We start from the raw sequence: 24,507 nt of genomic DNA, 5'->3' as shown, positions 1-24,507 counted from the left end.
CTAACTCCTTTGATCCAGGAATAGGCCCGCACATGTCCACCGATCCATTTGCCGTCGCCGCAGCGCCGGCAGGCTTGCCATTTCGCTCGCTGCCGTTCGCCTTCGCCAAGCGCCATGGTGTGCTGCTGCGTGAAGCCGGTGCGCACACCCACCTGTTCGCCCGTGAAGGCGCCACGCTGGCTGCCGTGCAGGAAGCCCAGCGCTTCGCCCGCCAGACCCTGGCCCTGCAGTGGCTGGAACCCGCCGCTTTCGAGCAGGAACTGGGCAACGCCTACCAGCGCGACTCCTCGGAAGTGCGCCTGATGGCTGAAGGCCTCGGTGCGGAAATGGACCTGGCCAGCCTGGCCGAACTTACCCCCGAATCCGGCGACCTGCTGGAGCAGGAAGACGACGCGCCGATCATCCGCCTGATCAACGCCATCCTCAGCGAGGCGATCAAGGCTGGCGCCTCCGATATCCACCTGGAAACCTTTGAAAAACGCCTGGTCGTGCGCTTTCGGGTCGACGGCATCCTGCGTGAAGTGATCGAACCACGCCGCGAGCTGGCGGCGCTGCTGGTGTCGCGGGTCAAGGTCATGGCGCGCCTGGACATCGCCGAAAAGCGCGTGCCGCAGGACGGGCGCATCTCGCTCAAGGTCGGTGGCCGCGAGGTGGACATCCGCGTCTCCACGCTGCCCTCGGCCAACGGCGAGCGAGTGGTGCTGCGCCTGCTCGACAAACAGGCCGGGCGCCTGTCGCTGCCGCACCTGGGCATGAGCGAGCGCGACCGTCGGCTGCTCGACGAGAACCTGCGCAAGCCGCACGGCATCATCCTGGTGACCGGCCCCACCGGCTCGGGCAAGACCACCACGCTGTACGCCGGCCTGGTCACTCTCAACGACCGCACACGCAACATCCTCACCGTCGAAGACCCGATCGAGTACTACCTCGAAGGCATCGGCCAGACCCAGGTCAACCCGCGCGTGGACATGACCTTTGCCCGCGGCCTGCGCGCCATCCTGCGCCAGGACCCGGACGTGGTGATGGTCGGCGAGATTCGCGACCAGGAAACCGCCGACATCGCCGTGCAGGCCTCGCTGACCGGTCACCTGGTGCTCTCGACGTTGCACACCAACAGCGCGGTGGGCGCCGTTACCCGCCTGGTCGACATGGGCGTCGAGCCCTTCCTGCTGTCGTCGTCCCTGCTCGGTGTGCTGGCCCAGCGCCTGGTGCGTGTGCTCTGCTCGCATTGCCGCGAGGCGCGCCCGGCGGACGAGGCCGAATGCGCGCTGCTCAGCCTCGATGCGCAGGCCAAGCCAGTGATCTACCACGCCCAGGGCTGCAGCGACTGCCACCAGCAGGGCTACCGCGGGCGTACCGGTATCTACGAGCTGGTGGTGTTCGACGAGCAGATGCGCACCCTGGTGCACAACGGTGCCGGCGAGCAGGAGCTGACCCGCCATGCCCGCAGCCTCGGCCCTGGCATCCGCGAAGACGGCCGGCGCAAGGTGCTGGAAGGGGTGACCACCCTGGAAGAAGTGCTGCGCGTGACGCGGGAAGACTGATGGCCGCTTTCGAATACATCGCCCTCGACGCCAAGGGCCGCCAGCAGAAGGGCGTGCTCGAGGCCGACAGCGCGCGTCAGGTGCGTCAGTTGCTGCGCGAGAAACAGCTGGCGCCGCTGCAGGTCGAGGCCATGCGCAGCCGCGAGGCGCCGCAGGGCAGCGGCTTCGGTTTCCGTCGTGGCCTGGCCGCGCGCGACCTGGCCCTGGTCACCCGGCAACTGGCGACGCTGATCAGTGCCGCCTTGCCCATCGAGGAGGCCCTGCGCGCCGCCGCCGCGCAATCACGTCAGCCGCGCATCCAGTCGATGCTGCTCGCCGTACGCGCGCGGGTGCTCGAAGGTCATGGCCTGGCCGCGGCGCTGGCGGCATTCCCGGCGGCCTTCCCCGAGCTGTACCGCGCCACCGTGTCCGCCGGCGAGCACGCCGGACACCTGGGGCCGGTGCTGGAGCAACTTGCCGACTACACCGAACAGCGCCAGCAGTCGCGGCAGAAGGTGCAGCTGGCACTGCTCTATCCGGTGATCCTGATGGTCACCTCGTTGATCATCGTCGGTTTCCTGCTCGGCTACGTGGTGCCGGACGTGGTGCGGGTGTTCATCGACTCCGGGCAGACCCTGCCGGCGCTGACCCGCGGGCTGATCATCGTCAGTGAGCTAGTGAAGAGCTGGGGCTGGCTGGCGCTGATTGTCATCGTCCTGCTGGTGCTGGGGTTTCGCCGGGCGATTCGCGAGGAGGGCATGCGCTTGCGCTGGCACGGCGTTGTCCTGCGCGTGCCGCTGGTGGGGGGGCTGGTGCGGGCCACCGAGACAGCGCGGTTCGCCTCGACTCTGGCGATCCTGGTGCGCAGCGGCGTGCCACTGGTCGAGGCGCTGGCAATCGGCACCGAGGTTGTGGTCAACCGAGTGATCCGCAACGACGTGATCCAGGCCACCCAGCGCGTGCGCGAAGGCGGCAGCCTGTCGCGGGCGCTGGAGGCCAGCCGGCAGTTTCCGCCGATGATGCTGCACATGATCGCCAGCGGCGAACGCTCGGGCGAACTGGATCAGATGCTGGCGCGCACTGCGCGCAATCAGGAGAACGACCTGGCGGCCACCATCGGCCTGCTGGTGGGGTTGTTCGAGCCGTTCATGCTGGTCTTCATGGGAGCGGTGGTGCTGGTGATCGTACTGGCCATCCTCCTGCCAATTCTGTCCTTGAACCAACTGGTGGGTTGAAACGATGAACAAGCGGGTAAATCAACAAGGCTTCACCCTCATTGAAATCATGGTTGTGGTGGTGATTCTCGGCATCCTCGCCGCGCTGGTGGTGCCGCAGGTGATGGGCCGCCCGGACCAGGCCAAGGTCACCGTGGCGCAGAACGATATCCGCGCCATCGGCGCCGCGCTGGACATGTACAAGCTCGACAACCAGGGCTACCCGAGCACCCAGCAGGGCCTCGAGGCGCTGGTGAAAAAGCCCACCGGCAACCCGCCGCCGAAGAACTGGAACGCCGAGGGCTACCTGAAGAAGCTGCCGGTCGACCCGTGGGGCAATACCTACCTGTACCTGTCGCCGGGCACGCGCGGCAAGATCGACCTGTACTCGCTGGGCGCCGATGGCCAGGAAGGCGGCGAGGGCAGTGACGCCGACATCGGCAACTGGAGCCTCTGATTATTCATGCGGCGCGTGCGCGGCTTCACCCTGATCGAACTGCTGGTGGTCCTGGTGATCCTCGGCGTGCTGGTCGGCGTGGCGGTGATTGGCAGCGGCATGGTCTCCAGCCCGGCGCGCCAGTTGAACGACGAGGCCGAGCGCCTCGGTGGCCTGCTGCGCGTACTGCTCGACGAAGCGGTGCTGGACAACCGTGAGTACGGCGTACGCTTCGAGCGGCAGAGCTATCAGGTGCTGCGTTACGACGCGCCGCGGGCGCAGTGGCAACCGCTGGACGATGACAAGGTGCACAGGCTGCCGGACTGGGTCGAGCTGCGCATCGAACTGGACGACCAGGCGCTGACGCTGCCGGTACCAACCGGCAAGGGCACGGCCAAGACGCTGGTGCCGCAACTGCTGATTCTCTCCAGTGGCGAGCTGAGTCCGTTCAGCCTGCGCCTGGCTGGGCGGGATCGCGGCGCTCCGGCGCTGGTGATGTCCAGCGACGGTTTCAGCGAGCCGCTGATCGAGCCGGAAAAGCTGCCGGGTAGCCGGCCGTGAAGCGTGCGCATGGCTTCACCCTGCTGGAAGTACTGGTGGCCCTGGCGATCTTCGCTCTGGTCGCGGCCAGTGTCCTGGCGGCCAGCTCGCGGGCGTTGAAGACGGCTGCACGCCTGGAGGACAAGACCTTCGCCCTGTGGGTCGCCGACAACCGCTTGCAAGAGATGCAGCTGGCCACCGATCCGGCGGCGGAAGGGCGCGAGCAGGGCGAGGACACCTATGCCGGGCGCCGCTGGTCGTGGCAGAGCGAGGTCAAGGCGACCAGCGAACCAGGCATGCGACGGGTGACCCTGTGGGTGGCGCTGCGTCCGGATAGCGGCCTGGTGGGCAAGGTCGAGGACCAGGCACTGGTAGCCCTGACCGGTTTCATCGGGGTACAGCCATGAGGCGCGCCGCAGGTTTCACCCTGCTCGAGCTGCTGATCGCCATCGCCATTTTCGCCCTGCTCGGTCTGGCCACCTACCGTATGTTCGACAGCGTGATGCAGGTCGACCGCGGCCAGCGCGTGCAGGAGCAGCGCATCCGCGAGCTGACCCGTGCCATGGCCGCCTTCGAGCGCGACGTACTGCAGGCCATCGCTCGTCCGGTGCGTGACCCGTTGGGCGACAGCATGCCGGCAATGCTCGGCGACAGCGGTTCCAGTACGCGCCTGGAACTGACCCGCAATGGCTGGCGCAACCCGCTGGGCCTGCCGCGTGCGACCTTGCAGCGGGTGCGTTGGCAGCTGCAGGGCGAGGACTGGCAGCGGGTCTACTGGGCGGTACTCGACCAGGCCCAGGACAGCCAGCCGCGCGTGCAGCGTGCCCTGCAGGGCGTCACGCGTTTCGAGTTGCGCTTTCTCGATGAAGAAGACCGCTGGCTGCAGACCTGGCCGCCGGCCAACAGCGATGCCGAGGAAGCCATGACCCAGTTGCCCAAGGCGCTGGAGGTGACCATCGAGCACCGCCACTATGGCGAACTGCGTCGGGTCTGGCGTCTGGTCGATCCGGCGGAGCGCAGCCAGCAGGTGCCCGGCGAGCCCGACCCTGGCGAGCAATTGCCCGATGCGGCGGAGGGCGGCCTGTGAAGCGCGAACGCGGCGTCGCCCTGATCACCGTGTTGCTGGTGGTGGCACTGGTCAGCGTGGTCTGTACTGGTCTGTTGCTGCGCCAGCAGCTGGCGATTCGCAGCACCGGCAACCAGTTGCTGGTGCGCCAGGCACTGTATTACGCCGAGGGCGGCGAGTTGCTGGCCAAGGCCATTCTGCTGCGCGATCTGCGTGCCAACGATACGGCGGTACCCATCGATCACCTGGGCGAGCAGTGGGCCAATCCACGGCTGAGTTTTCCCCTCGACGAGGGCGGCGACCTGACCCTGCGCATCAGCGACCTGGCCGGGCGCTTCAATCTCAACCGCCTCGCGGTTGGCGGCCAGGAGGCCGAGTTGGAGCTGCAGCGTCTGCGTCGTCTGCTGCAATTGCTGGAGCTGCCACCGACCTATGCCGATCGTCTGCTGGACTGGCTCGACCGCGATCAGGATGCCTCCGGCAGCGAGGGCGCCGAGGATGCCGAGTACCTGCTGTTGCAGCCGCCGTACCGTACTGGTCCGGGGCTGATCGCCGATGTTTCCGAGCTGCGCCTGCTGCTGGGCATGAAGGAGGAGGAGTATCGCCGCCTGCAGCCCTTCGTCAGCGCCTTGCCCAGGGAGGTCAAACTGAACGTCAATACCGCCAGCGCCCAGGTGCTGGCCAGCCTGAGTGCCGGCGTAGCGCCGCAATCGCTGGATGCGCTGCTGGCCATGCAGCGGCGCGGTGGTATCGCCCAGGAGCAGTTTCAGCAGTTGCTGGGCGCACAGAGCCCCGTGGAGGGCGTGGTATTCAGCAGTCAGTATTTCCAGGTCACCAGCGAAGTGCGCCTGGGGGATCGGCGGCAGGTGCTGGTCAGCACCCTGCAACGTGGCAATGATGGGCGCGTGCGCGTGACGGCGCGTGATCTGGGGCAGGCCGGCATCGTACCGGCGCTGGCCAACAAGGAGTCCGAGCAATGAGTGCGCTGTGTGTATTTCTTCCGCCCGCGGCCTGCGCCGCGGTCGACCCCGAACTGCCGGTGTGGCGGGTGGCGGGTGGCGATTGTGCGCAGCTGGCGTTCGCCGATGCCGTTCCGGCCACCGAGCAGGTGTGGCGCCTGGTGTTACCGGTGGAGGCGGTGAGCGTCTGCGCCGTCGCACTGCCGACGACCAAGGCGCGCTGGCTGGAAAAGGCCCTGCCGTTCGCCGTCGAGGAGTTGTTGGCCGAGGATGTCGACCTGTTTCACCTGACGGTGGGCGAGGCGCTGGGCGATGGCCGTCACCGCGTGTATGCGGTGCGTCGCGACTGGTTGGCCGGCTGGCTGGCGCTGTGCGGGGACAGCGCGCCACAGCGCATCGAGATCGACGCCGACCTGCTCGGCAATGGCGCGACTCAATTACTGTGCCTGGGCGAGCGCTGGTTGCTGGGCGGCAGTGGCGAGGTGCGCCTGGCCATTCAGGCCGAGCAGTGGCCGCAGGTGCGCGATCTGTGCCCGCAGCCCTGGGTCGCGCACCTGGCGCAGGGCGCGGCGCGAGCCGACGGCGTGGACGAACTGCATGAGGTGGCGCAGCCCTATGCCTGGTTGGCCAAGCAGCACGGTGGCAACCTGGCTCAGGGCGCCTTCGCCCGCCGCGAGGCGTCTGGCGGGCTGGGGCGCTGGCGTGTGGTGCTGGCACTGTTCGGTATCTGGGTCACGCTGCAATGGGGCTTCAACCTGGCCCAGGGCTGGCGTCTGCAGAGCGAGGCGGAGCATTACGCCAGCGCCAACGAGGCGCTGTACCGCGAGCTGTTCCCCGGGGACCGCAAGCTGATCAACCTGCGTGCGCAGTTCGATCAGCACCTCAGCGAAGGCGCCGGCAGCGGGCAGAACCTGCTCCTCGGCCTGCTCGATCAGGCGGCCAGGGCGATCAACGCCGAAGGCGCGCAGGTGCGGGTCGAGCAGCTGGACTTCAACGCCCAGCGCGGCGATGTCGCGCTGAATCTGCAGGCGCAGGATTTTGCCGCGCTGGAGCGTCTGCGCGAGCGCTTGCAGGAGAGCGGCATGGCGGTACAGATGGGCTCGGCGAGCCGCGAGGACGCGGGCGTCAGCGCGCGACTGGTCATTGGAGGTAACGGATGAGCCGGCTCATGTCCCTGACAGCACCGCTGCAGGCCAGCCTGCAGCGCACGGGTGCGTTGAACTACTGGTACGGCTTGTCACGGCGTGATCGCCTGGCGCTCGGCGCGCTCGGGCTGTTCACCCTGCTGGTGCTGCTCTATCTGCTGCTCTGGCGTCCGGCGGAGCTGCGTGTGGTGCAGGCGCGCGAGTACCTGCAGCAGCAACGCACGCTCAACGGCTACCTGCAGGAGCACGCACCGCAGGTGCGCGCCATGAGCGGTAAACCGCAGGTCAGCCTCGCCCCGGCACGCTTGCAAGGCCTGGTAACGGCCAGCGCCGGCACCCAGGGGCTGACGGTCGAACGCATCGACAGTCAGGGCGATGGCGCGGTGCAGGTGGTGCTGCAGCCCACCGAGTTTGCACGGTTGCTGCGCTGGCTGATCGAGCTGGAGGGGCAGGGCGTGCGTGTCGACGAAGCCGGCCTGGAGCGTGCCGACAAGGGCTTGGTGAGCAGCCGCCTGTTGCTGCGCAGTGGTGCCTGAACGGCCCAGCTTGGTGCCGAATGCACCAGAACGAGGCCGGAAACGGCAGAGCGCGTTGCCTCGCTCGATGACCGCAGCGTCGCTGGCGTGCAATACAACGCTGCTGCTCGCGGCGGGCCAGCAGCGCGCATCGGCAGGTTTCCTTGCGCGTTCGGCGATGGCGGAGTGGCGGCCGTCTGGATGCCGTCACGTGTTGCTGGTTCCGGCCTGGTCATCACGCATCGGCAAGCGGCTGCGACAGCGGGAAAATCGCGATTTGTAAAAAAACTTCAAGCAGGGTGTTGACTTAGCGAAGGCCGATGCGTAAATTTCGCCACCTCGCAAGGCTACTCGGGTGATTAGCTCAGCCGGGAGAGCATCTGCCTTACAAGCAGAGGGTCGGCGGTTCGATCCCGTCATCACCCACCATTCTCTTGCGAGACCGACGCGCAGCGGTAGTTCAGTCGGTTAGAATACCGGCCTGTCACGCCGGGGGTCGCGGGTTCGAGTCCCGTCCGCTGCGCCATATTAGAGAAGCCCTCAGTTCGCAAGAACTGGGGGTTTTTCGCATCTGGTGGAAAATTTTTCGCCGTCACACGCTCGTCATATGGAATCTTCAGGCTGTTGGCATGGTCTTTGTTTAGGCCATAACGTCACGACAGGAGGAAGCCCTATGGACGATTACGTAGAAGAACTGCTCGAGTACCACGCCGGCGAACACGACTCAGCCGAGTCGGCCGAAGACGCCACCGAGCTGTGAAGTGCCTAAGCCTGTAGGCGCTGGCTGCGGCGGAACTCCCCGGGAGTTTGCCCGCTCCAGCGCTTGAAGGCGCGTTGAAAGGCTTCCGCGGAAGCGAAGCCCAGCAAGTATGCAATTTCTCCGAACGCCAGTTCGGTATCCCTGATGTATGCCATCGCCAGATCGCGCCGGGTATCGTTGAGAATCGCCCGGTATTGCGTTCCTTCTTCTGCCAGCTTGCGGCGCAATGTCCACACGGGCAGTTGCAGGCGAGTGGCCACCTCTTCCAGATCCGGTTCCCGACCATGCAGTAACGGCCCCAGCAGACGCGTGATGCGTTCGCGCAGGCTGCGCGTGCGCGTCAGCTGCTCGAACTCGCGTTCGCACAGTGCCACCAACTGCTGCCAGGTGCTCGGGCAGTGTTCAGGGCCGCGCAGTGCCAGGGTCGGTTGGCTCAGGCGCAGTTGGTTGGCCGCCGCGCCGAACTCCACCGGACAGCCGAAGGCTTCGCTGTAGCGCTCGGCGTAGACGGGGGCGGGGAATTCGATCTCGACCTTTTCCACTGTCACCTTTTGTCCGGCGACCTGGCTGAGGTGGCGATGCCAGCCGGCCAGTACCGAGTCGACGACGAAGCGGTTGTAGGCGTTGTACGGGCTGATGGAGTAGAAGCGCAGCCAGGCGCCCTTGCTGTCTTCGTGAAAGCTCGACTGGCCACGGTAGTTGCTGGCGTAGAGCAGCTCGAAGCGGGTCAGGGTACGGGCGGCCTCGCGCAGCGTCGGTGCCTGTGCAGCGGTGACACCGGCCAGGCCGAGCTGGCCGATATGGCTGAGACGGCCCATGTCCAGGCCCAGGGCCGGGTTGCCGGTGAGCTGGATGGCCGCGTGGCCGAGGCGCATATAGCGCGGGATCGACAGGCGCCCATTGGGTTGCGCCAGGCGCGCGGCATCCAGGCCAAACTGTTCGAGCAGGCTGCCGGCATCCCGCTCGGCTTCGCGTACGGCTTCGCTCAGGCCGTGGACGAAGGCCACGGACAGCTCGCCAAGGCGGACGCGCTGCGCTTTCATCGGGTCAGCCAGGTGTTGTGCAAGCGCGTCGGGCCCTGTGCCTGGGACGCCGTCCTCATTTCCACGCGTACGTCGGCGGCTCGCACCGCCCACAGTTGCCCGCCGAGTGTGGCGCTGACGCTGGCCTGGGCGCCCGCAGCATGCAGCTGGTAGGTGGTGGCGCCGGGTATGGCCTGGCTGCGCAGTGTCAGGCCGCTGTCACCGAGCACCTGTTCCTGCGCCGCCGGGTGTTTGTGCAGCGCCTGGCTGAGTGGTGCGCCGAGGATGCTGCCGTCCGCGGCGAAGGTCAGGGCGAAGTTGTGCAGGGCGCCATTGCCGGTGCGCACGCTGCCGTCGACCAGGCGTGGTGATGGCAAGAGGATGCTGCCGGCACGCAGGATCACCCGGTGCTCGCGTGCCAGGGCGCCGAATACCTGCAGGTAGGCGTCGGCGGCCTGCTGGGCTTTCATCCGCAGCAACAGCTCGCGCAGGTTCAGTGACTGCTCGGCGCTGAGCCAGGTGCGCAGCAGCGCCCAGGGGTTGTTCAGGGCGAGCAGCGGTTTGGCTTCGTCCAGCGAGCCGGCGCGGTAGAGGCGCGGTTTCTCGTCGGCGAGTACCAACCAGGTACCGATCTGCTCGGGCAGCACCACCACGGTATGCGCGTCGAGCTGGCCGGCCTGGCGTGCATGGCGCAGGGCAGCATCGAGTTTCAGGTAGAGGCGTCGCGGGCGCTGGTAGTCGCTGGGGTGCAGGGTCGGGCTGATCGCCAGCAGGTTGCCCAGCTCAGTGGGCGTGCCGCTGGTTTCGACGATCTCGCTGCGCAAGTCGGAGAGGTAGTGGCTGGGCGGGACTTCCTGCGTCCACAGGGCATAGATGACGGTGCCACAGAGCAGCAGCACGGCGAAGAAGGTGGTCAGCAGGTTGCGCATAGGAAAACGAGTGATGGAATTCGCCCTCAGGGTAGGGAAGTGCGGCGGCGATGCCAAGTCGCGCTGCTACTTTTGATCAATAACTTGTCACTTACGATCATTGAGCGGTCGCGTGCCGCTCTTTATCGTCTGCCGCATAACCGATCGCGGTCCGCATGAGACCGCGACAATCCGTGAACCGCACACGCCTGCTCAGGAGAACTCCATGGCCGCCGCTACCTATCCGCATCTGCTGGCTCCACTCGACCTCGGCTTCACCACCCTGAAGAACCGCACCCTGATGGGCTCGATGCACACCGGCCTGGAAGAGAAGCCGGGCGGCTTCGAGCGCATGGCGGCCTACTTCGCCGAGCGTGCCCGTGGTGGCGTCGGCCTGATGGTCACCGGCGGTATCGGCCCGAACGAGGAAGGCGGCGTGTACTCCGGCGCGGCCAAGCTGACCACCGTCGAGGAAGCCGAGAAGCACAAGATCGTCACCAAGGCGGTGCATGAGGCGGGTGGCAAGATCGCCATGCAGATCCTGCATGCCGGCCGCTACGCCTACAGCCCGAAATCGGTAGCGCCGAGCGCCATTCAGGCGCCGATCAACCCGTTCACGCCGCGCGAGCTGGACGAGGAGGGCATCGAGAAGCAGATCCAGGACTTCGTCACCTGCTCCGTGCTGGCCCAGCAGGCCGAGTACGACGGCGTCGAGATCATGGGTTCCGAGGGTTACTTCATTAACCAGTTCCTCGCCGCCCACACCAACCACCGTACCGATCGCTGGGGCGGCAGCTACGAGAACCGCATGCGCCTGCCGGTGGAAATCGTCCGCCGCGTGCGTGAGGCCGTAGGCCCGAACTTCATCATCATCTATCGCCTGTCGATGCTCGACCTGGTCGAGGGTGGCAGCACCTGGGACGAGATCGTCCTACTGGCCAAGGCCATCGAGAAGGCCGGCGCCACCATCATCAACACCGGTATCGGCTGGCACGAAGCGCGTATCCCGACCATCGCCACCAAGGTACCGCGCGCGGCCTTCACCAAGGTCACCGCCAAGCTCAAGGGCGAAGTGAGCATTCCGCTGTGCACCACCAACCGCATCAATACCCCGGAAGTTGCCGACCAGGTACTGGCTGAAGGCGACGCCGACATGGTCTCCATGGCCCGTCCGTTCCTCGCCGATCCGGACTTCGTCAACAAGGCCGCTGAAGGCCGTGCCGACGAGATTAACACCTGCATTGGCTGCAACCAGGCCTGCCTGGACCACACCTTTGGCGGCAAGCTGACCAGCTGCCTGGTCAACCCGCGTGCCTGTCACGAGACCGAGCTGAATTACATCCCCACTGCCGCCGTGAAGAAAATCGCCGTGGTCGGTGCCGGCCCTGCCGGGCTTTCCGCCGCGACCGTCGCCGCCGAGCGTGGCCACAGCGTGACCCTGTTCGATTCGGCCAGCGAGATTGGCGGCCAGTTCAACGTGGCCAAGCGTGTGCCGGGCAAGGAAGAGTTCTACGAGACCCTGCGCTACTTCAAGAAGAAGCTGGAAACCACCGGCGTCGACCTGCGCCTGAACACCCGTGTATCGGCCGACGAGCTGGCCAAGGGCGGCTATGACGAGATCATCCTCGCCACCGGCATCGCGCCGCGCACCCCGGCGATTCCGGGCATCGACAACGCCAAGGTGATCAGCTACCTGGATGCCATCCTGCAGCGCAAACCGGTCGGCCAGAAGGTTGCGGTGATTGGCGCCGGCGGTATCGGCTTCGACGTCTCCGAGTTCGTCACCCATCAGGGCGAGGCCACCAGCCTCGACCGTGACGCGTTCTGGAAGGAGTGGGGCATCGACACCGATCTGGAAGCCCGTGGCGGCATCGCCGGCATCCAGGCGCAGCCGCACCCGGCGGCGCGCCAGGTGTTCCTGCTGCAGCGCAAGACCTCCAAGGTCGGCGACGGCCTGGGCAAGACCACCGGCTGGATCCATCGCACCGGCCTGAAGAACAAGCAGGTGCAGATGCTCAACGCGGTCGAGTACCTCAAGGTCGACGACGCCGGCCTGCACATCCGCATCGCCGATGGCGAGCCGCAGGTATTGCCGGTGGACACGATCATCATCTGCGCCGGCCAGGATCCGCTGCGCGAGCTGCAGGAGGGTCTGGTTGCCGCCGGGCAGAATGTGCACCTGATCGGCGGCGCCGACGTGGCGGCCGAGCTGGATGCCAAACGTGCGATCAACCAGGGTTCGCGCCTCGCCGCCGAACTCTGAGTCACCAGCGCCCCGCTTCATGCGGGGCGTTTTGTTTACGGCTGACAACAACAAGGAGAACTGCCATGAGCACTTCCACGCAACTCGCACCGGCCGTGGCCGCGAGCGTCGAACGCTGGCACCAGATGATCGCTGCCGGTGACCTCAGTCAACTGGGCGACCTGCTGCACCCGCAAGCGGTGTTTCGCTCGCCGATGGCGCACACTCCCTACCCGGGGGCGCCGACGGTCAACCTGATCCTCAATACCGTGATCAAGGTGTTCGAGGACTTCGCCTACCACCGTGAGCTGGTCAGCGACGATGGCCTCAACCTGGTGCTGGAGTTCAGCGCCCGGGTCGGCGAGCGTGAGCTCAAGGGCATCGACATGATCCGTTTCGACGAGGCGGGCAAGATCGTCGAGTTCGAAGTGATGGTTCGTCCCATGAGTGGCCTGCAGGCCCTCGGCGAGGAAATGGGCCGGCGCCTGGCGCCGTTCCTGGCGGCGAAAAAACCGGCCTGACGCCGTTTGCCGGGGCGCGCAACGCCTCGGCATGCCGCCAATCTGCCCAACCGCATCACAGTTTGACCCTGCCACCGGCTCACCGACCGCCGGTGGCCGGTCGAGTGCCAACCCAGTCACATTGCCCGCTTTGCTTTTTCCCCTAGACTTGCCTCAAACGAGGGATGGCGCCTGTATTGCAGGCAATACGCGCGACCGGGCCATGCCCGTCTGCAGCGAATCATCCTCCTGATGGCCGTGAGGAAAATCATGAGCATGCAGAACAAGCCGCAGATGGTCGAAGCCGTGGTGTTCTTCAATGAACGCGGCATCTGCAAGGAAATGCTTTTCCCCGAATTCGAAGCCCTGCTCGATGGCGTGGTGAACATGCCGGAGTTCGCCGACGAGCAGATGCGCATGGCCTACGTGCTGATCAACCCGCGGCTGCTGATCCGTTCCGTGGTGTTCTTCTACCTCGACTTCGATGAAAAGGGCGCCGCCGATTCCGGCTGGAACCTGCCCCTGCGTCACCTCGCCGACAACGCCGGACGTGGCCCGGACATGGGGGCCGGGCCGATTCGCCTGGCCTGCCGCAGCCAGTGTCCGGTGTCCTGGCACCAGATGCACTTGTGGGATCCGGGCCTGGCGCCCGGCAAGAACGACCTGGTGCTGCTGCGCGATGCGGTCAAGCGCAACAATCTCGGCGTGCTGGTGGACGACGATATGGCCTCGGTGATGGTTCCCGAGCGCCTGCAGATGGTGGCCGAAGACAAGTGGCAGGCACCCGATCCGGCGCGCGAGGCAGCCGACAGGCAGAGCGAGCAGAAGGAACAGGAACACCGGGTCAAGACCGCGCAGCTGATCAAGCAGCAGCGCCTGCGCATCAGCACCCTGAGCAAGCAGTACGAAGAGGACATGGCGCGCCTCAAACTGCATGCCGAAGAGCGCCTGCGTGGCTCGCAGAGCGAGATCCACAGCCTGCACATGGCCCTGCGTCAGCAGGAGGAACTCAACACCAGCCTCAAGGCGCAGCTCGACGAGCAGGTGGAGAATTTTCAGAAGACCCGCGAGGAAATGTCCCAGCAGCTGCGTGCCCTCGAGCGCCACAGCCGCACCGAGGCGGACATCCTGCGCTCGCAGTTCGAGGGCGAGCTGCAGGCCAAGGTGGCGGCCGCGGTCGCCGAGCTGAAAGAGCAGGTGGCGATCCGTGACGTCGAACTAGCCTACAGCGCCGAGCAGGACACCCAGCAGCAACAGGAAGTGGAGCGCCTCAAGCGCGAGCGCGACGAGTTCGCCGCCCAGGGAGGCGAGCAAATCCTCGAGCGCCTGTCCCGCCTCGGTGTGGTGTTCGTGGTCTATCACCCGGGCGCCGGGCACTTGACCATTCCGCTGCAGGACATCGCCCGCTACCAGGACAACCCGATGAGCTACGCCGCGGCCAAGTGTTTTGTCTCCGAGGCGCAGTACCGCCAGTGGCTCGGCCACTACCAGCAGCCCACCTGCGAGGCGACGTTGTCCTCGGGTGAGCGCTGCGCCATGCCCATCGACCGGGTGGAAACGCCCAGCCGTTTCGTCATCGGTGAATCCAACTGCTGCGCCCGGCACAAGGCCGGTACGCGTCTGCGCACCGTCAGCTAGTGGCGGTGCGGGTCCCGCAGTGGGCGTCCGAGGCGCCGCTGCACGCGCTGCATCTTGATTGGCTGCAGCGTGCCGGCGTCGAGGTCGCGGTGCTGCGCCTGGATCTGCTCGATCCGCTGATTTCCGGCAACAAGTGGTTCAAGCTGCTGCCGCATCTGCAAGCGGCTGAGGCCACGGGTGCGCACGGCCTGATCAGCCTCGGCGGCGCCCACTCCAATCACCTGCACGCACTGGCCGCCGCCGGGCAGCGTTTCGATTTTCCTAGTGTCGGCCTGTTGCGCGGCGCAGCGCAGGATTCGCCCACCGTGCGCGATCTGCAGCGTTTCGGCATGCAGCTGCATTGGCTGGGCTACGGTGGTTACCGCGCGCGTCATGACGCGGATTTCTGGTTGCCCTGGCTGGAGCGCTATCCGCAGTTCGCCGCGGTTGCCGAGGGCGGCAGTGGCCTGCCTGCCGCGCAGGCCTGCGCGGCGATTGTGGCGATGGCGCGCAGGCAGCTGGCGCCGCTCGGCTGGGATGATTACCACGGCTGGTGGCTGGCTGCCGGGACGGGCACCACGCTCGCCGGTATCGTTCTCGCCGAGGCGGGTGCGCATGCGGTGTTCGGGGCCATGGCGGTGCCAGCCGGGCATGGCGTCGAGAGCAACCTGGCAGCGCTGCTGCAGGAGGCCGGTCAGGCGTATCTCGTATGCCGTCTGCTGGACGCCAGCCGTGGTGGCTTCGGGCGTCTCGATGCCGAGTTGGCGCGGTTCATCCTCGCCACCGAGCGCGCTTCGAGCATTCCGCTGGAGCCGCTGTACACCGGCAAAGCGTTGCTGGCATTGCGCGCGGAGGTTGAGGCCGGTTACTTTGCCCGGGGCACTCGCCTGCTGTTTCTGCACACCGGTGGTTTGCAGGGGCGACGGGCGATGGCGCATCGTATGCAGGAGCTGGCCGTGTCGTAGATCCTGTTCAAACCAGCGCGCTGGACGTTGAACAGGTTTACCGCCGTGACGCGAGAATAACGATAAGGATTGGTGTGATGAGCGAGCCCCTGAACCCCGAGCAGTTGCGCAGCTTCACGCCGCTCAACGTGCTGTCCGAACAGCAGTGGCGCGAACTGCGCAGCCAGCTGGTGCCGGTGCCGCTGCTCGCCGGGCAACTGCTGTTCCGCCGTGGCGATCAGGCGCGCACCACCTATTACCTGCTGTCTGGCGAGTTGCTGTTGCACACCGCCGATGGCCAGCAGGAACGCCTGCAGGCCGGCAGCGCCGCCAGCTGCCATCCGTTGTCGCCGAGCCTGCCACGTCTGCACGAAGCCCAGGCGCTGACCGACGTCAGCGTGCTGGCCCTGGACAGCGCGACGCTTGGGCGCCTGCTGACCTGGCGCCTGGCCTATCAGGACCTGCTGCTCGACCTCACTGCTTCAGGTGAAGACACCGAGTGGCTCGAGCGTCTGCTGGAAAACCCGCTCTTCGCCAAGGTGCCGCCGGCCAACGTGCAGGCCATGCTCGAGCGTTTGCGGCCGATCGACCTGCCGGCCGACAGCCGGGTGCTGGTGGAGGGTGAGGGTGGCGACTGCTGCTATTTCCTCAAGAGCGGCCGTGCCGAGGTGATTCGCGGTGCCGACAGCGATCGCCAGGTGCTCGCCGAGCTGGAGATCGGTGCCTGTTTCGGCGAAGAGGCGCTGCTCTCCGATCAGCCGCGCAATGCCAGCGTGACCATGCTCGACTCGGGTGTGGTGCTGCGCCTGGATCGTCAGGATTTCTTCGCCCTGCTCAAGGCGCCGGTGGTCGACGAGGTGTCGTTCGGTGAAGCGGCGCGGTTGCTGGCCAGCGGCGCCCAGTGGTTGGACGTGCGCCTGCAGGCCGAGTACGAGCGTGCCCACGCCCAGCAGACGCTGAACATGCCGCTGCAGCTGCTGCGCCTGAAGGCGCGTCTGCTCGACAAGTCGCGTACCTATCTGTGCTACTGCGACAGCGGCAAGCGCAGCGCCAGCGCGGTGTTCCTGCTCTCGCAACTGGGCTTCAATGCCTATGCCCTGCGCGATGGCCTCGATGCGCTGCCAGCGATCCAGCGTGATGCCCTGCTCTGTGAGAGCGGCCCCGGCTACCTGGCGCGCTCCGGTGGGCGCACCGAGCGCAGCGGCTGATCCCACGGTTCGGCTTGTGGCCAATGCGGGCCGACCAGGAATACCCGCTCCCTTTCCTGCCACTGACCTGAGGCGTCCGCCTCCAGGCGCACCAGTAGCTGCGCCTGGGCGTCGTCGGGCAGTGCCTGCAGCCATTCGTTGAAGGCTCTTGCTGACTTCATCTCGACGTCAGTCAGACGCGCCGGGCTGAGCCAGGCGGCGCGCGGCAGTGTCTGCCAGTGCGCCTCGGGTTGCTGCATGGCGAACGCCGGCCAGTCCTGATGGCGAAGCCAGCGGCCACGCAGGTGGGCGGGATTGGCGTATTGCGGCGAGGCGCAGGGCGCTTGCCATGGATAGAACAGGTAGCCACCCAGCCACAGGCTGGAGCGCACTACGCCCTGACACACGGCATCGATCAGCGCCTGCGCTTCGTTGCTGCTGGCCAGCGGTAACTGGTGCTGCAGCAGGTGCTGCAACTTCACCCCCAGGCGATCCTGGCTGCCGGGGCCGAGCCAGTGGTGGGCGTCGTGACCGTCATCGTGTTCGGGGCCGAGATAGAGCTTGATCGCCAGTTCCAGGTGGTGAATGCCATCCGCGTCGCGCAGCAGCAGATCGAGTTCGCCGAGGGTTTGTCCGTTATGGCGGATCGGCAGGTTGGCGGCGAGCAATTCGACCCCGGGCGCCTGTTGCAGGGCGAATTGCCACAGGCGTTCGTAGTAATGCCCTAGGCGTCGGCTGCGACCCTCGTCGAGCCAGGCCTGCAATGGCCGGCTATCGCGCTCCTGCTTCAGTAACCAGGTGTACAAGCGGTCCGGGTGGGCTGCCCAGTCGCTGGCGGCGAGCGGGTTGCGCAGCGGCAGGCTGCCGGGTTGGAGCAGGGCAGGAGACAGCAGGGTCCAGGCCAGGTCACGTACCGCGGGCTGGCGCAGCTGGTTGAGCAGATCATCGAGCGGAAGCAGGGCAGTCATTGGCCGAGCATAGCCGAGAGCGGTTTGCCGCTGCAGACGGCTTTCGCCCATAATCCAGGCAATTCCTCCCGTTGCAGAGCGCCCCATGGAGCAATTCCGCAATATCGGCATCATCGGTCGCCTGGGCAGCCCCCACGCTCTCGATACCATCCGCCGCCTGAAGAACTTCCTGCTCGAGCGTCATCTGCACGTGATCCTCGAGGACACCATTGCCGAAGTGCTGCCGGGCCACGGCCTGCAGACCTCCTCGCGCAAGATCCTTGGTGAGGTCTGCGACTTGGTCATCGTCGTCGGCGGCGACGGCAGCATGCTCGGCGCCGCCCGCGCGCTGGCGCGGCACAAGATCCCGGTGCTGGGGATCAACCGTGGCAGCCTGGGCTTTCTCACCGACATCAAGCCCGACGAGCTGGAGGTGAAGGTCGCCGAGGTGCTCGAAGGGCATTTCATCGAGGAGAGCCGCTTCCTGCTCGAAGCCGAAGTGCGCCGCCACGGTGAAGCCATCGGCCAGGGCGATGCGCTCAACGACGTGGTGCTGCACCCCGGCAAGTCGACCAAGATGATCGAGTTCGAGCTGTACATCGACGGCCACTTTGTCTGCAGCCAAAAGGCCGACGGCCTGATCATCGCCACGCCGACCGGCTCCACCGCCTACTCGCTGTCCGCCGGCGGGCCGATCATGCACCCGCGTCTGGACGCCATCGTCATCGTGCCGATGTACCCGCACACGCTGTCCAGCCGGCCCATCGTGGTCGACGGCAACAGCGAGCTGAAGGTGGTGGTCGCCGACGACCTGCCGATCTACCCGCTGGTGTCGTGCGACGGCCAGAATCACTTCACCTGCGCCCCCGGCGACACCATCACGGTGGCCAAGAAACCGCAGAAGCTGCGCCTGATCCACCCGCTCGACCACAACTACTACGAGGCCTGCCGCACCAAGCTCGGCTGGGGCAGCCGCCTGGGGAGCCAGGACTGACATGCAGCTCGATGCGGCGCGCGGCTACGACCTGATCGGCGATGTGCACGGCTGTGCCCATACGCTGGCGCGCCTGCTCGAACAGCTGGGTTATCAGTACCACGCCGGCGTCTGGCGCCACCCGACGCGCATGGCGCTGTTTCTCGGCGACCTGATCGACCGCGGCCCGCGCATTCGCGAGGCGCTGCACCTGGTGCACGACATGGTCGCTGCCGGCCAGGCGCTGTGCATCATGGGCAACCACGAGTACAACGCGCTGGGTTGGGCCACGCCCGCGGTGCCGTCCAGCGGCAAGCAGTTCGTCCGTGAGCACACGCCGCGGCACGAGCGCCTGCTGGAGCAGACCCTGGAGCAGTTCGCCGAGCATCCGGGCGACTGGCACGACTTCCTCGGCTGGTTCTATCAGTTGCCGCTGTTCGTCGATGCCGAACGCTTTCGCATGGTGCATGCCTGCTGGGACAACGAGTTGATCGCGGCGCTGCGTACCACGCACCCGGACGGGCGTATCGATCCGGCCTTCCTGCAGATGTCGGCGGTGGCTGGCAGCTTCCCCAACCGCATCTTCGAGCGCCTGCTACGCGGCACCGACATGCGCCTGCCGCAGGGCCTCACGCTGACCAGCGAGGAGGGCTTCACCCGCGCCTTCTTCCGCACCAAGTTCTGGGAAGACAACCCCAAGACCTACGGCGACGTGGTGTTCCAGCCCGATGGCCTGCCCGCCGAGGTGGCCAGTCAGCCGCTGTCGACCGCTGACCGTGGACGCCTGCTGCAATACGGCCTCGACGAACCGCTGCTGTTCGTCGGCCACTACTGGCGTCGCGGCCTGCCGGCACCGATCCGGCCAAACCTGGCGTGTCTGGATTACAGCGCGGTGATGGCCGGCAAGCTGGTCGCCTACCGTCTGGACCAAGAAACGTTTCTGGACCCGGGCAAGTTCGTCTGGGTCGATGTCGAACCGTCGGAGTTTCCCCAATGAGCGCTGTCGCGGCTCTGCGTCTGCCCTTGCATACCGATCTGAACCGCTTCGTCGAACTGCTGCGCCACCTGCAGGTACCGCACCGGGTCAGCGAGGAGGCCGGCCAGCAGGTGCTCTGGGTGCCGGACGAGCAGGTGGCCGTTGGTGTGCGCGACCTGTACCAGCGCTACCCCGAGGGCGGTGAACCGGATACGTTGCCGCCGGTACAGCGCGCTGCGCCACGTGCCGGCTTCGTCCAGCAGCTGCGTGCCAGCCCGATGACTGCGTTGATGCTGCTGATCACCCTGATCGTCGCCGGGGTGACCTGGCTCGGCGACAACCACCTGAGCATGCGCTGGCTGAGCTTTCAGGATTACCGGGTGGAGGGCGAATACGCCTATTTCATGCCGTGGCTGGAAGGCCTGCAGGCCGGGCAGGTCTGGCGCCTGGTCACGCCGATGTTCATCCATTTCGGCTGGCTGCACCTGGCCATGAACAGCATGTGGTACTGGGAGCTGGGCCGACGCATCGAAGCGCGCCAGGGCTCGCTGGCGCTGCTCGGGCTGACGCTGCTGTTCAGCCTGCTGTCCAACCTCGCGCAGTTCTGGTTTGGCGGCTCCGGGCTGTTCGGCGGCCTTTCCGGCGTGCTCTACGGACTGCTCGGCTACTGCTGGATCTTCCAGCTGCTGGCGCCGACGCCGGCTTATCACCTGCCGCGCGGCGTGCTGGTGATGATGCTGATCTGGCTGCTGGTGTGCCTGAGCGGGGTGGTCGACCTGCTCGGGTTCGGCTCGATTGCCAATGCCGCGCATGTCGGCGGCTTGGTCGCCGGGTGTGCCGCTGGCCTGATCGGCGGTGCGCTGGCGCGTGCGCGCCGGTAAACTGCCGGCCTGATTTCCGTTATGGCGTTTGTCTGGAGCCTGAAAATGTCGTCCTTTGCCGAAATGATCGAGAACATCACCCCCGAGATCTACCAGAGCCTCAAGCTGGCGGTGGAAATCGGCAAATGGCCGGATGGCCGCAAGCTGAGCCAGGAGCAGAAGGAGCTGTCGCTGCAGGCGATGATCGCCTGGGAAGTGCAGAACCTGCCGGAAGAAGAGCGCACCGGCTACATGGGCACCTCGGAGTGCGGCTCCAAGTCCGAGCCGATCCCCAACCTGCTGTACACCTCCGCCAATACCACGGACACCCTGCACTGATGGTCGAGCTGGCCCGCGGTGCCCTGAGCAAGATGAAGGCGCAGCTGGGTGCGCCGGTGCAGTACGCCTTTCGCCTGGATGACGAGGAAGTGCCGGTCAACCCGCTGATCGGCAAGACCCTGCGCCTGGAGTACCTCGGCGCGATCCACTGCAGCCATTGTGGCCGCAAGACCAAAACCAGTTTCAGCCAGGGCTACTGCTACCCGTGCATGCAGAAGCTGGCGCAGTGCGACATCTGCATCATGAGTCCCGAGCGCTGCCACTATGAGGCCGGCACCTGCCGCGAGCCGAGCTGGGGCGAGCAGTTCTGCATGACCGATCACGTGGTCTACCTGGCCAACTCCTCCGGGGTGAAGGTCGGCATTACCCGCGCCACGCAGATTCCCACGCGCTGGATCGACCAGGGCGCGACCCAGGCGCTGCCGATCATGCGCGTTGCCACGCGTCAGCAGTCCGGCTTCGTCGAAGACCTGCTGCGCAGCCAGGTGGCGGACAAGACCAACTGGCGCGAGCTGCTCAAAAGCGACGCCACGCCGGTCGACCTGCTGGCCATCCGCGACCAGATTCTCGATGTCTGCGCCGACGGCATGCACGCCCTGCAGCAGCGCTTCGGGATCCAGGCCGTGCAGCCACTGAGCGAACAGCCGGTGGTGCAGATCAGCTACCCGATCGAGGCCTACCCGGCCAAGATCACCAGCTTCAACCTGGACAAGAACCCGCTCGTGGAAGGTACGCTGCTCGGTATCAAGGGCCAGTACCTGATGTTCGACACCGGCGTGATCAACATCCGCAAGTACACGGCCTATCAGTTGGCCGTGCATCACTAGCGAGTTACCGAACTCATCGTCAACGGGTCGTGCCGCCGGCCCGCTCCAGAAAAAGGGCCACAAGCCATGCGTACCGAACAGCCGAAAATGATCTACCTCAAGGACTATCAGGCGCCCGATTACCTGATCGACGAGACCCACCTGACCTTTGAGCTGTTTGAAGACCACACCCTGGTCCATGCGCAACTGGTGATGCGCCGCAACCCGGCCCTCGGCGCCGATTTGCCGCCGCTGGTGCTCGACGGCCAGCAGCTGGAGCTGCTCAGCGTCGCCCTCGACGACCGCCCGCTGAGCGCCTCGGACTACCAGCTCGATGACAGCCATCTGACCCTGCAGCCGACCGCGGCCAGCTTCGTCATCGACAGCAGCGTGCGCATCCACCCGGAAAGCAACACCGCGCTGGAAGGCCTGTACAAGTCCAGCGGCATGTTCTGCACCCAGTGCGAGGCCGAGGGCTTTCGCAAGATCACCTACTACCTCGACCGCCCGGACGTGATGAGCACGTTCACCACGACCCTCAGCGCCGAGCAGCACCGCTACCCGGTCCTGCTGTCGAACGGCAACCCGATCGCCAGTGGCAGCGAGGAGGGCGGCCGCCACTGGGCGACCTGGGAAGACCCGTTCATGAAACCGGCCTACCTGTTCGCCCTGGTCGCCGGTGACCTCTGGTGCGTGGAGGACACCTTCACCACCCTGAGCGCCCGCGACGTGACCCTGCGCATCTACGTCGAGCCGGAGAACATCGACAAGGTGCAGCACGGCATGGACAGCCTGAAGAAGTCGATGAAGTGGGACGAGGAGGTATACGGGCGCGAGTACGACCTGGACATCTTCATGATCGTCGCGGTCAACGACTTCAACATGGGCGCCATGGAGAACAAAGGCCTCAACATCTTCAACTCCAGCTGCGTGCTGGCCCGCGCCGAGACGGCCACCGATGCCGCCCACCAGCGCGTCGAGGCGGTGGTCGCCCACGAGTACTTCCACAACTGGTCGGGCAACCGCGTGACCTGCCGTGACTGGTTCCAGCTGTCGCTCAAGGAAGGCTTCACCGTGTTCCGCGACGCCGAGTTCAGCGCCGACATGAACTCGCGCACGGTCAAGCGCATCGAGGACGTGGCCTACCTGCGCACCCACCAGTTCGCCGAGGACGCCGGCCCGATGGCCCACCCAGTGCGCCCGGATGCGTACATGGAAATCTCCAACTTCTACACCCTGACCATCTACGAGAAGGGCTCCGAAGTGCTGCGCATGATCCACACCCTGCTCGGTGCGGAAAAATTCCGCAAGGGCTCGGACCTGTACTTCGAGCGCCACGACGGCCAGGCCGTGACCTGTGACGATTTCGTCAAGGCCATGGAGGACGCCAGCGGCGCCGACCTGAGCCAGTTCAAGCGCTGGTACACCCGGGCCGGCACGCCGCGCCTGGCGGTCAGCGAGGCGTACGACGCGGCTGCGAAGACCTACACCCTGACCTTCACTCAGAGCTGCCCGGCCACGCCGGGGCAGAGCGAGAAGCTGCCGTTCGTGATCCCGGTCGAGCTGGGCCTGCTCGACGCCCAGGGCAACGATCTGCCGCTGCGCCTGCAGGGCGAAAGCGCCGCAGTGGGCAGCAATCGCGTGCTGTCGGTGACCGAGGCGCAGCAGTCGTTCACCTTCGTCGACATCGCCGCGCAGCCGCTGCCGTCGCTGCTGCGCGGGTTCTCCGCGCCGGTGAAGCTGAGCTTCCCCTACGACCGCGACCAGCTGATGTTCCTCATGCAGCACGACGCTGATGGCTTCAACCGCTGGGAGGCTGGCCAGCAGCTGTCCGTGCAGGTGCTGCAGGAGCTGATCGGCCAGCATCAGCGCGGCGAGCAACTGGTGCTCGACCAGCGCCTGGTCACTGCGCTGCGCACCCTGCTGCAGGACGCGTCGCTGGACCAGGCGATGGTCGCCGAGATGCTTTCGCTGCCGGGCGAGGCCTACCTCACCGAGATCAGCGACGTGGCTGATGTCGACGCCATCCACGCGGCCCGCGAATTCGCCCGTCTCGAGCTGGCCAACGCGCTGTTCGAGCCACTGTGGCAGCGTTACCAGGCCAACCGCGAGCAGTCGCGCGCGACCGCCTACGTGGCCGAGGCCGGTCACTTCGCCCGCCGCAGCCTGCAGAACATCGCGCTGTCTTACCTGATGCTCACCGGCAAGCCGGAAGTGCTGGCCGCGACGCTTGAGCAGTACGAGGCGTGCGACAACATGACCGAGCGCCTGACCGCCCTGGCGGTGCTGGTCAACTCGCCGTTCGAGGCCGAGCGTGGCGAGGCGCTCAAGGCCTTCGCCGAGCACTTCAAGGACAACGCCCTGGTCATGGATCAGTGGTTCAGCGTGCAGGCGGCCAGCACCTTGCCCGGCGGCTTGGCGCGGGTGCAGGCGCTGATGCAGCACCCGGCCTTCACCCTGAAGAACCCGAACAAGGTCCGTGCCCTGATCGGTGCCTTCGCCGGGCAGAACCTGGTCAACTTCCACGCCGCCGATGGCAGCGGTTATCGCTTCCTCGCCGATCAGGTCATCAGCCTGAACGCTTCCAACCCGCAGATCGCCTCACGCCAACTGGGACCGCTGACCCGCTGGCGCAAGTACGACGAAGCGCGCCAGGCGCAGATGCGTGGCGAGCTGGAGCGCATTCTCGCCTCCGGCGAGCTGTCCAGTGACGTGTTCGAAGTGGTCAGCAAGAGCCTCGCCTGACGCCGTTGCGATCCCTTTCCGCTAGTGGGGAGGGATCGCTTTCAGGTGTTACCGAGCGCTTGCTCGGTTTCGCCGCTGTTACCCCGCCTGTTTCCTTTCTGCCAGCTCGAACGGAACGCGTAGCTGCCTGGTTTGCATGGTTTTTTCTCGTTGCTCAGGCGCCGTATTACTCAAGTTCGATCGCGCCAAATCCATGAGCGGATCAGGACACGAATGCTTTTTTGCCGCGTTTTGTACATTAACTGACCAGCTGGCCAGGTTGCCGGCCGTGCCGGAAAGAAAG

23 protein-coding genes and 2 tRNA genes are annotated in these 24,507 nt (G+C 66.1%); 22 read left to right on the top strand and 3 right to left on the bottom strand.

Features of this window, described 5'->3' with window-relative positions; genetic code table 11:
* Positions 1-32: 32 nt before the first annotated feature.
* From gspE to IB229_RS16395, 11 genes are all read left to right on the top strand, one after another.
* Entirely contained in the window at positions 33-1,544 is a 1,512-nt protein-coding gene (gspE, locus tag IB229_RS16445; protein ID WP_192330918.1) for a type II secretion system ATPase GspE, read from the top strand.
* The gene (xcpS, locus tag IB229_RS16440) at positions 1,544-2,758 is read left to right on the top strand and encodes a GspF family T2SS innner membrane protein variant XcpS (protein WP_192330916.1); all 1,215 of its coding nucleotides are present in this window, start codon (positions 1,544-1,546) and stop codon (positions 2,756-2,758) included. The genes gspE and xcpS overlap by 1 nt, the downstream gene beginning before the upstream one ends.
* 4 nt (positions 2,759-2,762) lie before the next feature.
* On the top strand, positions 2,763-3,194 hold the full coding sequence (gene gspG / locus IB229_RS16435; RefSeq protein WP_192330914.1) for a type II secretion system major pseudopilin GspG: 432 nt from the start codon (positions 2,763-2,765) through the stop codon (positions 3,192-3,194).
* Positions 3,195-3,200: 6 nt separating this feature from the next.
* Positions 3,201-3,734, top strand: a complete 534-nt coding sequence (gene gspH / locus IB229_RS16430) for a type II secretion system minor pseudopilin GspH (RefSeq protein ID WP_192330912.1) — start codon at positions 3,201-3,203, stop codon at positions 3,732-3,734.
* Positions 3,731-4,120 carry a type II secretion system minor pseudopilin GspI gene (gene gspI / locus IB229_RS16425; RefSeq protein WP_192330910.1) on the top strand — a complete coding sequence of 130 codons (390 nt, stop codon included), beginning with the start codon at positions 3,731-3,733 and terminating at the stop codon, positions 4,118-4,120. The genes gspH and gspI overlap by 4 nt, the downstream gene beginning before the upstream one ends.
* On the top strand, positions 4,117-4,800 hold the full coding sequence (gene gspJ, locus IB229_RS16420) for a type II secretion system minor pseudopilin GspJ (protein WP_192330908.1): 684 nt from the start codon (positions 4,117-4,119) through the stop codon (positions 4,798-4,800). Before gspI ends, gspJ begins: the two co-directional genes overlap by 4 nt.
* Entirely contained in the window at positions 4,797-5,759 is a 963-nt protein-coding gene (gene gspK / locus IB229_RS16415) for a type II secretion system minor pseudopilin GspK (protein WP_192330906.1), read from the top strand. The genes gspJ and gspK overlap by 4 nt, the downstream gene beginning before the upstream one ends.
* Positions 5,756-6,898 (top strand): type II secretion system protein GspL, encoded by a 1,143-nt coding sequence (gene gspL, locus IB229_RS16410; protein WP_192330904.1) that lies wholly within the window; start codon positions 5,756-5,758, stop codon positions 6,896-6,898. The genes gspK and gspL overlap by 4 nt, the downstream gene beginning before the upstream one ends.
* Before the next feature lie 8 nt (positions 6,899-6,906).
* Entirely contained in the window at positions 6,907-7,419 is a 513-nt protein-coding gene (locus IB229_RS16405; RefSeq protein WP_225579161.1) for a type II secretion system protein M, read from the top strand.
* Between the two features lie 332 nt (positions 7,420-7,751).
* Positions 7,752-7,827 (top strand) — tRNA-Val (locus IB229_RS16400).
* Positions 7,828-7,847: 20 nt separating this feature from the next.
* A tRNA-Asp gene (locus IB229_RS16395) sits at positions 7,848-7,924 on the top strand.
* A gap of 239 nt (positions 7,925-8,163) precedes the next feature.
* Here the strand turns inward: IB229_RS16395 and IB229_RS16390 are convergent.
* Both IB229_RS16390 and IB229_RS16385 read right to left on the bottom strand, forming a co-directional pair.
* A complete protein-coding gene (locus IB229_RS16390) occupies positions 8,164-9,201 on the bottom strand; it encodes an AraC family transcriptional regulator (protein ID WP_192330893.1) in 1,038 nt (345 codons plus the stop codon).
* On the bottom strand, positions 9,198-10,109 hold the full coding sequence (locus IB229_RS16385; RefSeq protein ID WP_192330892.1) for a hydrolase: 912 nt from the start codon (positions 10,107-10,109) through the stop codon (positions 9,198-9,200). The genes IB229_RS16390 and IB229_RS16385 overlap by 4 nt, the downstream gene beginning before the upstream one ends.
* Positions 10,110-10,314: 205 nt before the next feature.
* Here IB229_RS16385 and IB229_RS16380 point away from each other — a divergent pair, with 205 nt between their 5' ends.
* From IB229_RS16380 to IB229_RS16360, 5 genes are all read left to right on the top strand, one after another.
* Positions 10,315-12,351: an NADPH-dependent 2,4-dienoyl-CoA reductase gene (locus IB229_RS16380; protein WP_192330890.1), complete on the top strand. Its 2,037-nt coding sequence runs from the start codon at positions 10,315-10,317 to the stop codon at positions 12,349-12,351.
* A gap of 65 nt (positions 12,352-12,416) precedes the next feature.
* Positions 12,417-12,851 (top strand): nuclear transport factor 2 family protein, encoded by a 435-nt coding sequence (locus tag IB229_RS16375; RefSeq protein ID WP_192330888.1) that lies wholly within the window; start codon positions 12,417-12,419, stop codon positions 12,849-12,851.
* A gap of 249 nt (positions 12,852-13,100) precedes the next feature.
* Positions 13,101-14,468, top strand: coding sequence for a chromosome partitioning protein ParA (locus tag IB229_RS16370; RefSeq protein ID WP_192330886.1), 1,368 nt, complete (start codon positions 13,101-13,103; stop codon positions 14,466-14,468).
* Positions 14,468-15,412, top strand: coding sequence for a 1-aminocyclopropane-1-carboxylate deaminase/D-cysteine desulfhydrase (locus IB229_RS16365; protein ID WP_192330884.1), 945 nt, complete (start codon positions 14,468-14,470; stop codon positions 15,410-15,412). Before IB229_RS16370 ends, IB229_RS16365 begins: the two co-directional genes overlap by 1 nt.
* A gap of 77 nt (positions 15,413-15,489) precedes the next feature.
* Positions 15,490-16,599: a cyclic nucleotide-binding domain-containing protein gene (locus IB229_RS16360; RefSeq protein WP_192330882.1), complete on the top strand. Its 1,110-nt coding sequence runs from the start codon at positions 15,490-15,492 to the stop codon at positions 16,597-16,599.
* On the opposite strand, the gene IB229_RS16355 is transcribed toward IB229_RS16360, so the two are convergent.
* Positions 16,557-17,546: a DUF1853 family protein gene (locus IB229_RS16355; protein WP_192330880.1), complete on the bottom strand. Its 990-nt coding sequence runs from the start codon at positions 17,544-17,546 to the stop codon at positions 16,557-16,559. The two genes, IB229_RS16360 and IB229_RS16355, sit on opposite strands and share 43 nt — an antisense overlap.
* 85 nt (positions 17,547-17,631) lie before the next feature.
* Here IB229_RS16355 and IB229_RS16350 point away from each other — a divergent pair, with 85 nt between their 5' ends.
* The 6 genes from IB229_RS16350 (at position 17,632) to pepN (ending at position 24,224) form a co-directional block, all read left to right on the top strand.
* A complete protein-coding gene (locus tag IB229_RS16350) occupies positions 17,632-18,519 on the top strand; it encodes an NAD(+) kinase (protein ID WP_192330878.1) in 888 nt (295 codons plus the stop codon).
* Between the two features lies 1 nt (position 18,520).
* On the top strand, positions 18,521-19,495 hold the full coding sequence (locus tag IB229_RS16345) for a metallophosphoesterase (RefSeq protein ID WP_192330876.1): 975 nt from the start codon (positions 18,521-18,523) through the stop codon (positions 19,493-19,495).
* Positions 19,492-20,355: a rhomboid family intramembrane serine protease gene (locus tag IB229_RS16340; RefSeq protein ID WP_192330874.1), complete on the top strand. Its 864-nt coding sequence runs from the start codon at positions 19,492-19,494 to the stop codon at positions 20,353-20,355. Before IB229_RS16345 ends, IB229_RS16340 begins: the two co-directional genes overlap by 4 nt.
* 45 nt (positions 20,356-20,400) lie before the next feature.
* Positions 20,401-20,673, top strand: a complete 273-nt coding sequence (locus IB229_RS16335; protein ID WP_192330866.1) for a YeaC family protein — start codon at positions 20,401-20,403, stop codon at positions 20,671-20,673.
* Positions 20,673-21,500, top strand: a complete 828-nt coding sequence (locus tag IB229_RS16330; protein ID WP_192330865.1) for a DUF2797 domain-containing protein — start codon at positions 20,673-20,675, stop codon at positions 21,498-21,500. Before IB229_RS16335 ends, IB229_RS16330 begins: the two co-directional genes overlap by 1 nt.
* Before the next feature lie 66 nt (positions 21,501-21,566).
* Positions 21,567-24,224, top strand: coding sequence for an aminopeptidase N (gene pepN / locus IB229_RS16325; protein WP_192330863.1), 2,658 nt, complete (start codon positions 21,567-21,569; stop codon positions 24,222-24,224).
* Positions 24,225-24,507: the final 283 nt, after the last annotated feature.

The organism is Pseudomonas sp. PDM14, from assembly GCF_014851905.1.
Taxonomy (GTDB): Bacteria; Pseudomonadota; Gammaproteobacteria; order Pseudomonadales; family Pseudomonadaceae; genus Aquipseudomonas.
Note: the sequence above shows the minus strand (reverse complement) of the source record. Positions and strands in the feature narration are given on the sequence as shown.

Coding starts and splice junctions, on each gene's coding strand:
- gspE (WP_192330918.1), top strand. CDS start 33: ATGTCCACCGATCCATTTGCCGTCGCCGCAGCGCCGGCAGGCTTGCCA.
- xcpS (WP_192330916.1), top strand. CDS start 1,544: ATGGCCGCTTTCGAATACATCGCCCTCGACGCCAAGGGCCGCCAGCAG.
- gspG (WP_192330914.1), top strand. CDS start 2,763: ATGAACAAGCGGGTAAATCAACAAGGCTTCACCCTCATTGAAATCATG.
- gspH (WP_192330912.1), top strand. CDS start 3,201: ATGCGGCGCGTGCGCGGCTTCACCCTGATCGAACTGCTGGTGGTCCTG.
- gspJ (WP_192330908.1), top strand. CDS start 4,117: ATGAGGCGCGCCGCAGGTTTCACCCTGCTCGAGCTGCTGATCGCCATC.
- gspL (WP_192330904.1), top strand. CDS start 5,756: ATGAGTGCGCTGTGTGTATTTCTTCCGCCCGCGGCCTGCGCCGCGGTC.
- IB229_RS16405 (WP_225579161.1), top strand. CDS start 6,907: ATGTCCCTGACAGCACCGCTGCAGGCCAGCCTGCAGCGCACGGGTGCG.
- IB229_RS16390 (WP_192330893.1), bottom strand. CDS start 9,201: ATGAAAGCGCAGCGCGTCCGCCTTGGCGAGCTGTCCGTGGCCTTCGTC.
- IB229_RS16385 (WP_192330892.1), bottom strand. CDS start 10,109: ATGCGCAACCTGCTGACCACCTTCTTCGCCGTGCTGCTGCTCTGTGGC.
- IB229_RS16380 (WP_192330890.1), top strand. CDS start 10,315: ATGGCCGCCGCTACCTATCCGCATCTGCTGGCTCCACTCGACCTCGGC.
- IB229_RS16375 (WP_192330888.1), top strand. CDS start 12,417: ATGAGCACTTCCACGCAACTCGCACCGGCCGTGGCCGCGAGCGTCGAA.
- IB229_RS16370 (WP_192330886.1), top strand. CDS start 13,101: ATGAGCATGCAGAACAAGCCGCAGATGGTCGAAGCCGTGGTGTTCTTC.
- IB229_RS16360 (WP_192330882.1), top strand. CDS start 15,490: ATGAGCGAGCCCCTGAACCCCGAGCAGTTGCGCAGCTTCACGCCGCTC.
- IB229_RS16355 (WP_192330880.1), bottom strand. CDS start 17,546: ATGACTGCCCTGCTTCCGCTCGATGATCTGCTCAACCAGCTGCGCCAG.
- IB229_RS16350 (WP_192330878.1), top strand. CDS start 17,632: ATGGAGCAATTCCGCAATATCGGCATCATCGGTCGCCTGGGCAGCCCC.
- IB229_RS16345 (WP_192330876.1), top strand. CDS start 18,521: ATGCAGCTCGATGCGGCGCGCGGCTACGACCTGATCGGCGATGTGCAC.
- IB229_RS16340 (WP_192330874.1), top strand. CDS start 19,492: ATGAGCGCTGTCGCGGCTCTGCGTCTGCCCTTGCATACCGATCTGAAC.
- IB229_RS16335 (WP_192330866.1), top strand. CDS start 20,401: ATGTCGTCCTTTGCCGAAATGATCGAGAACATCACCCCCGAGATCTAC.
- IB229_RS16330 (WP_192330865.1), top strand. CDS start 20,673: ATGGTCGAGCTGGCCCGCGGTGCCCTGAGCAAGATGAAGGCGCAGCTG.
- pepN (WP_192330863.1), top strand. CDS start 21,567: ATGCGTACCGAACAGCCGAAAATGATCTACCTCAAGGACTATCAGGCG.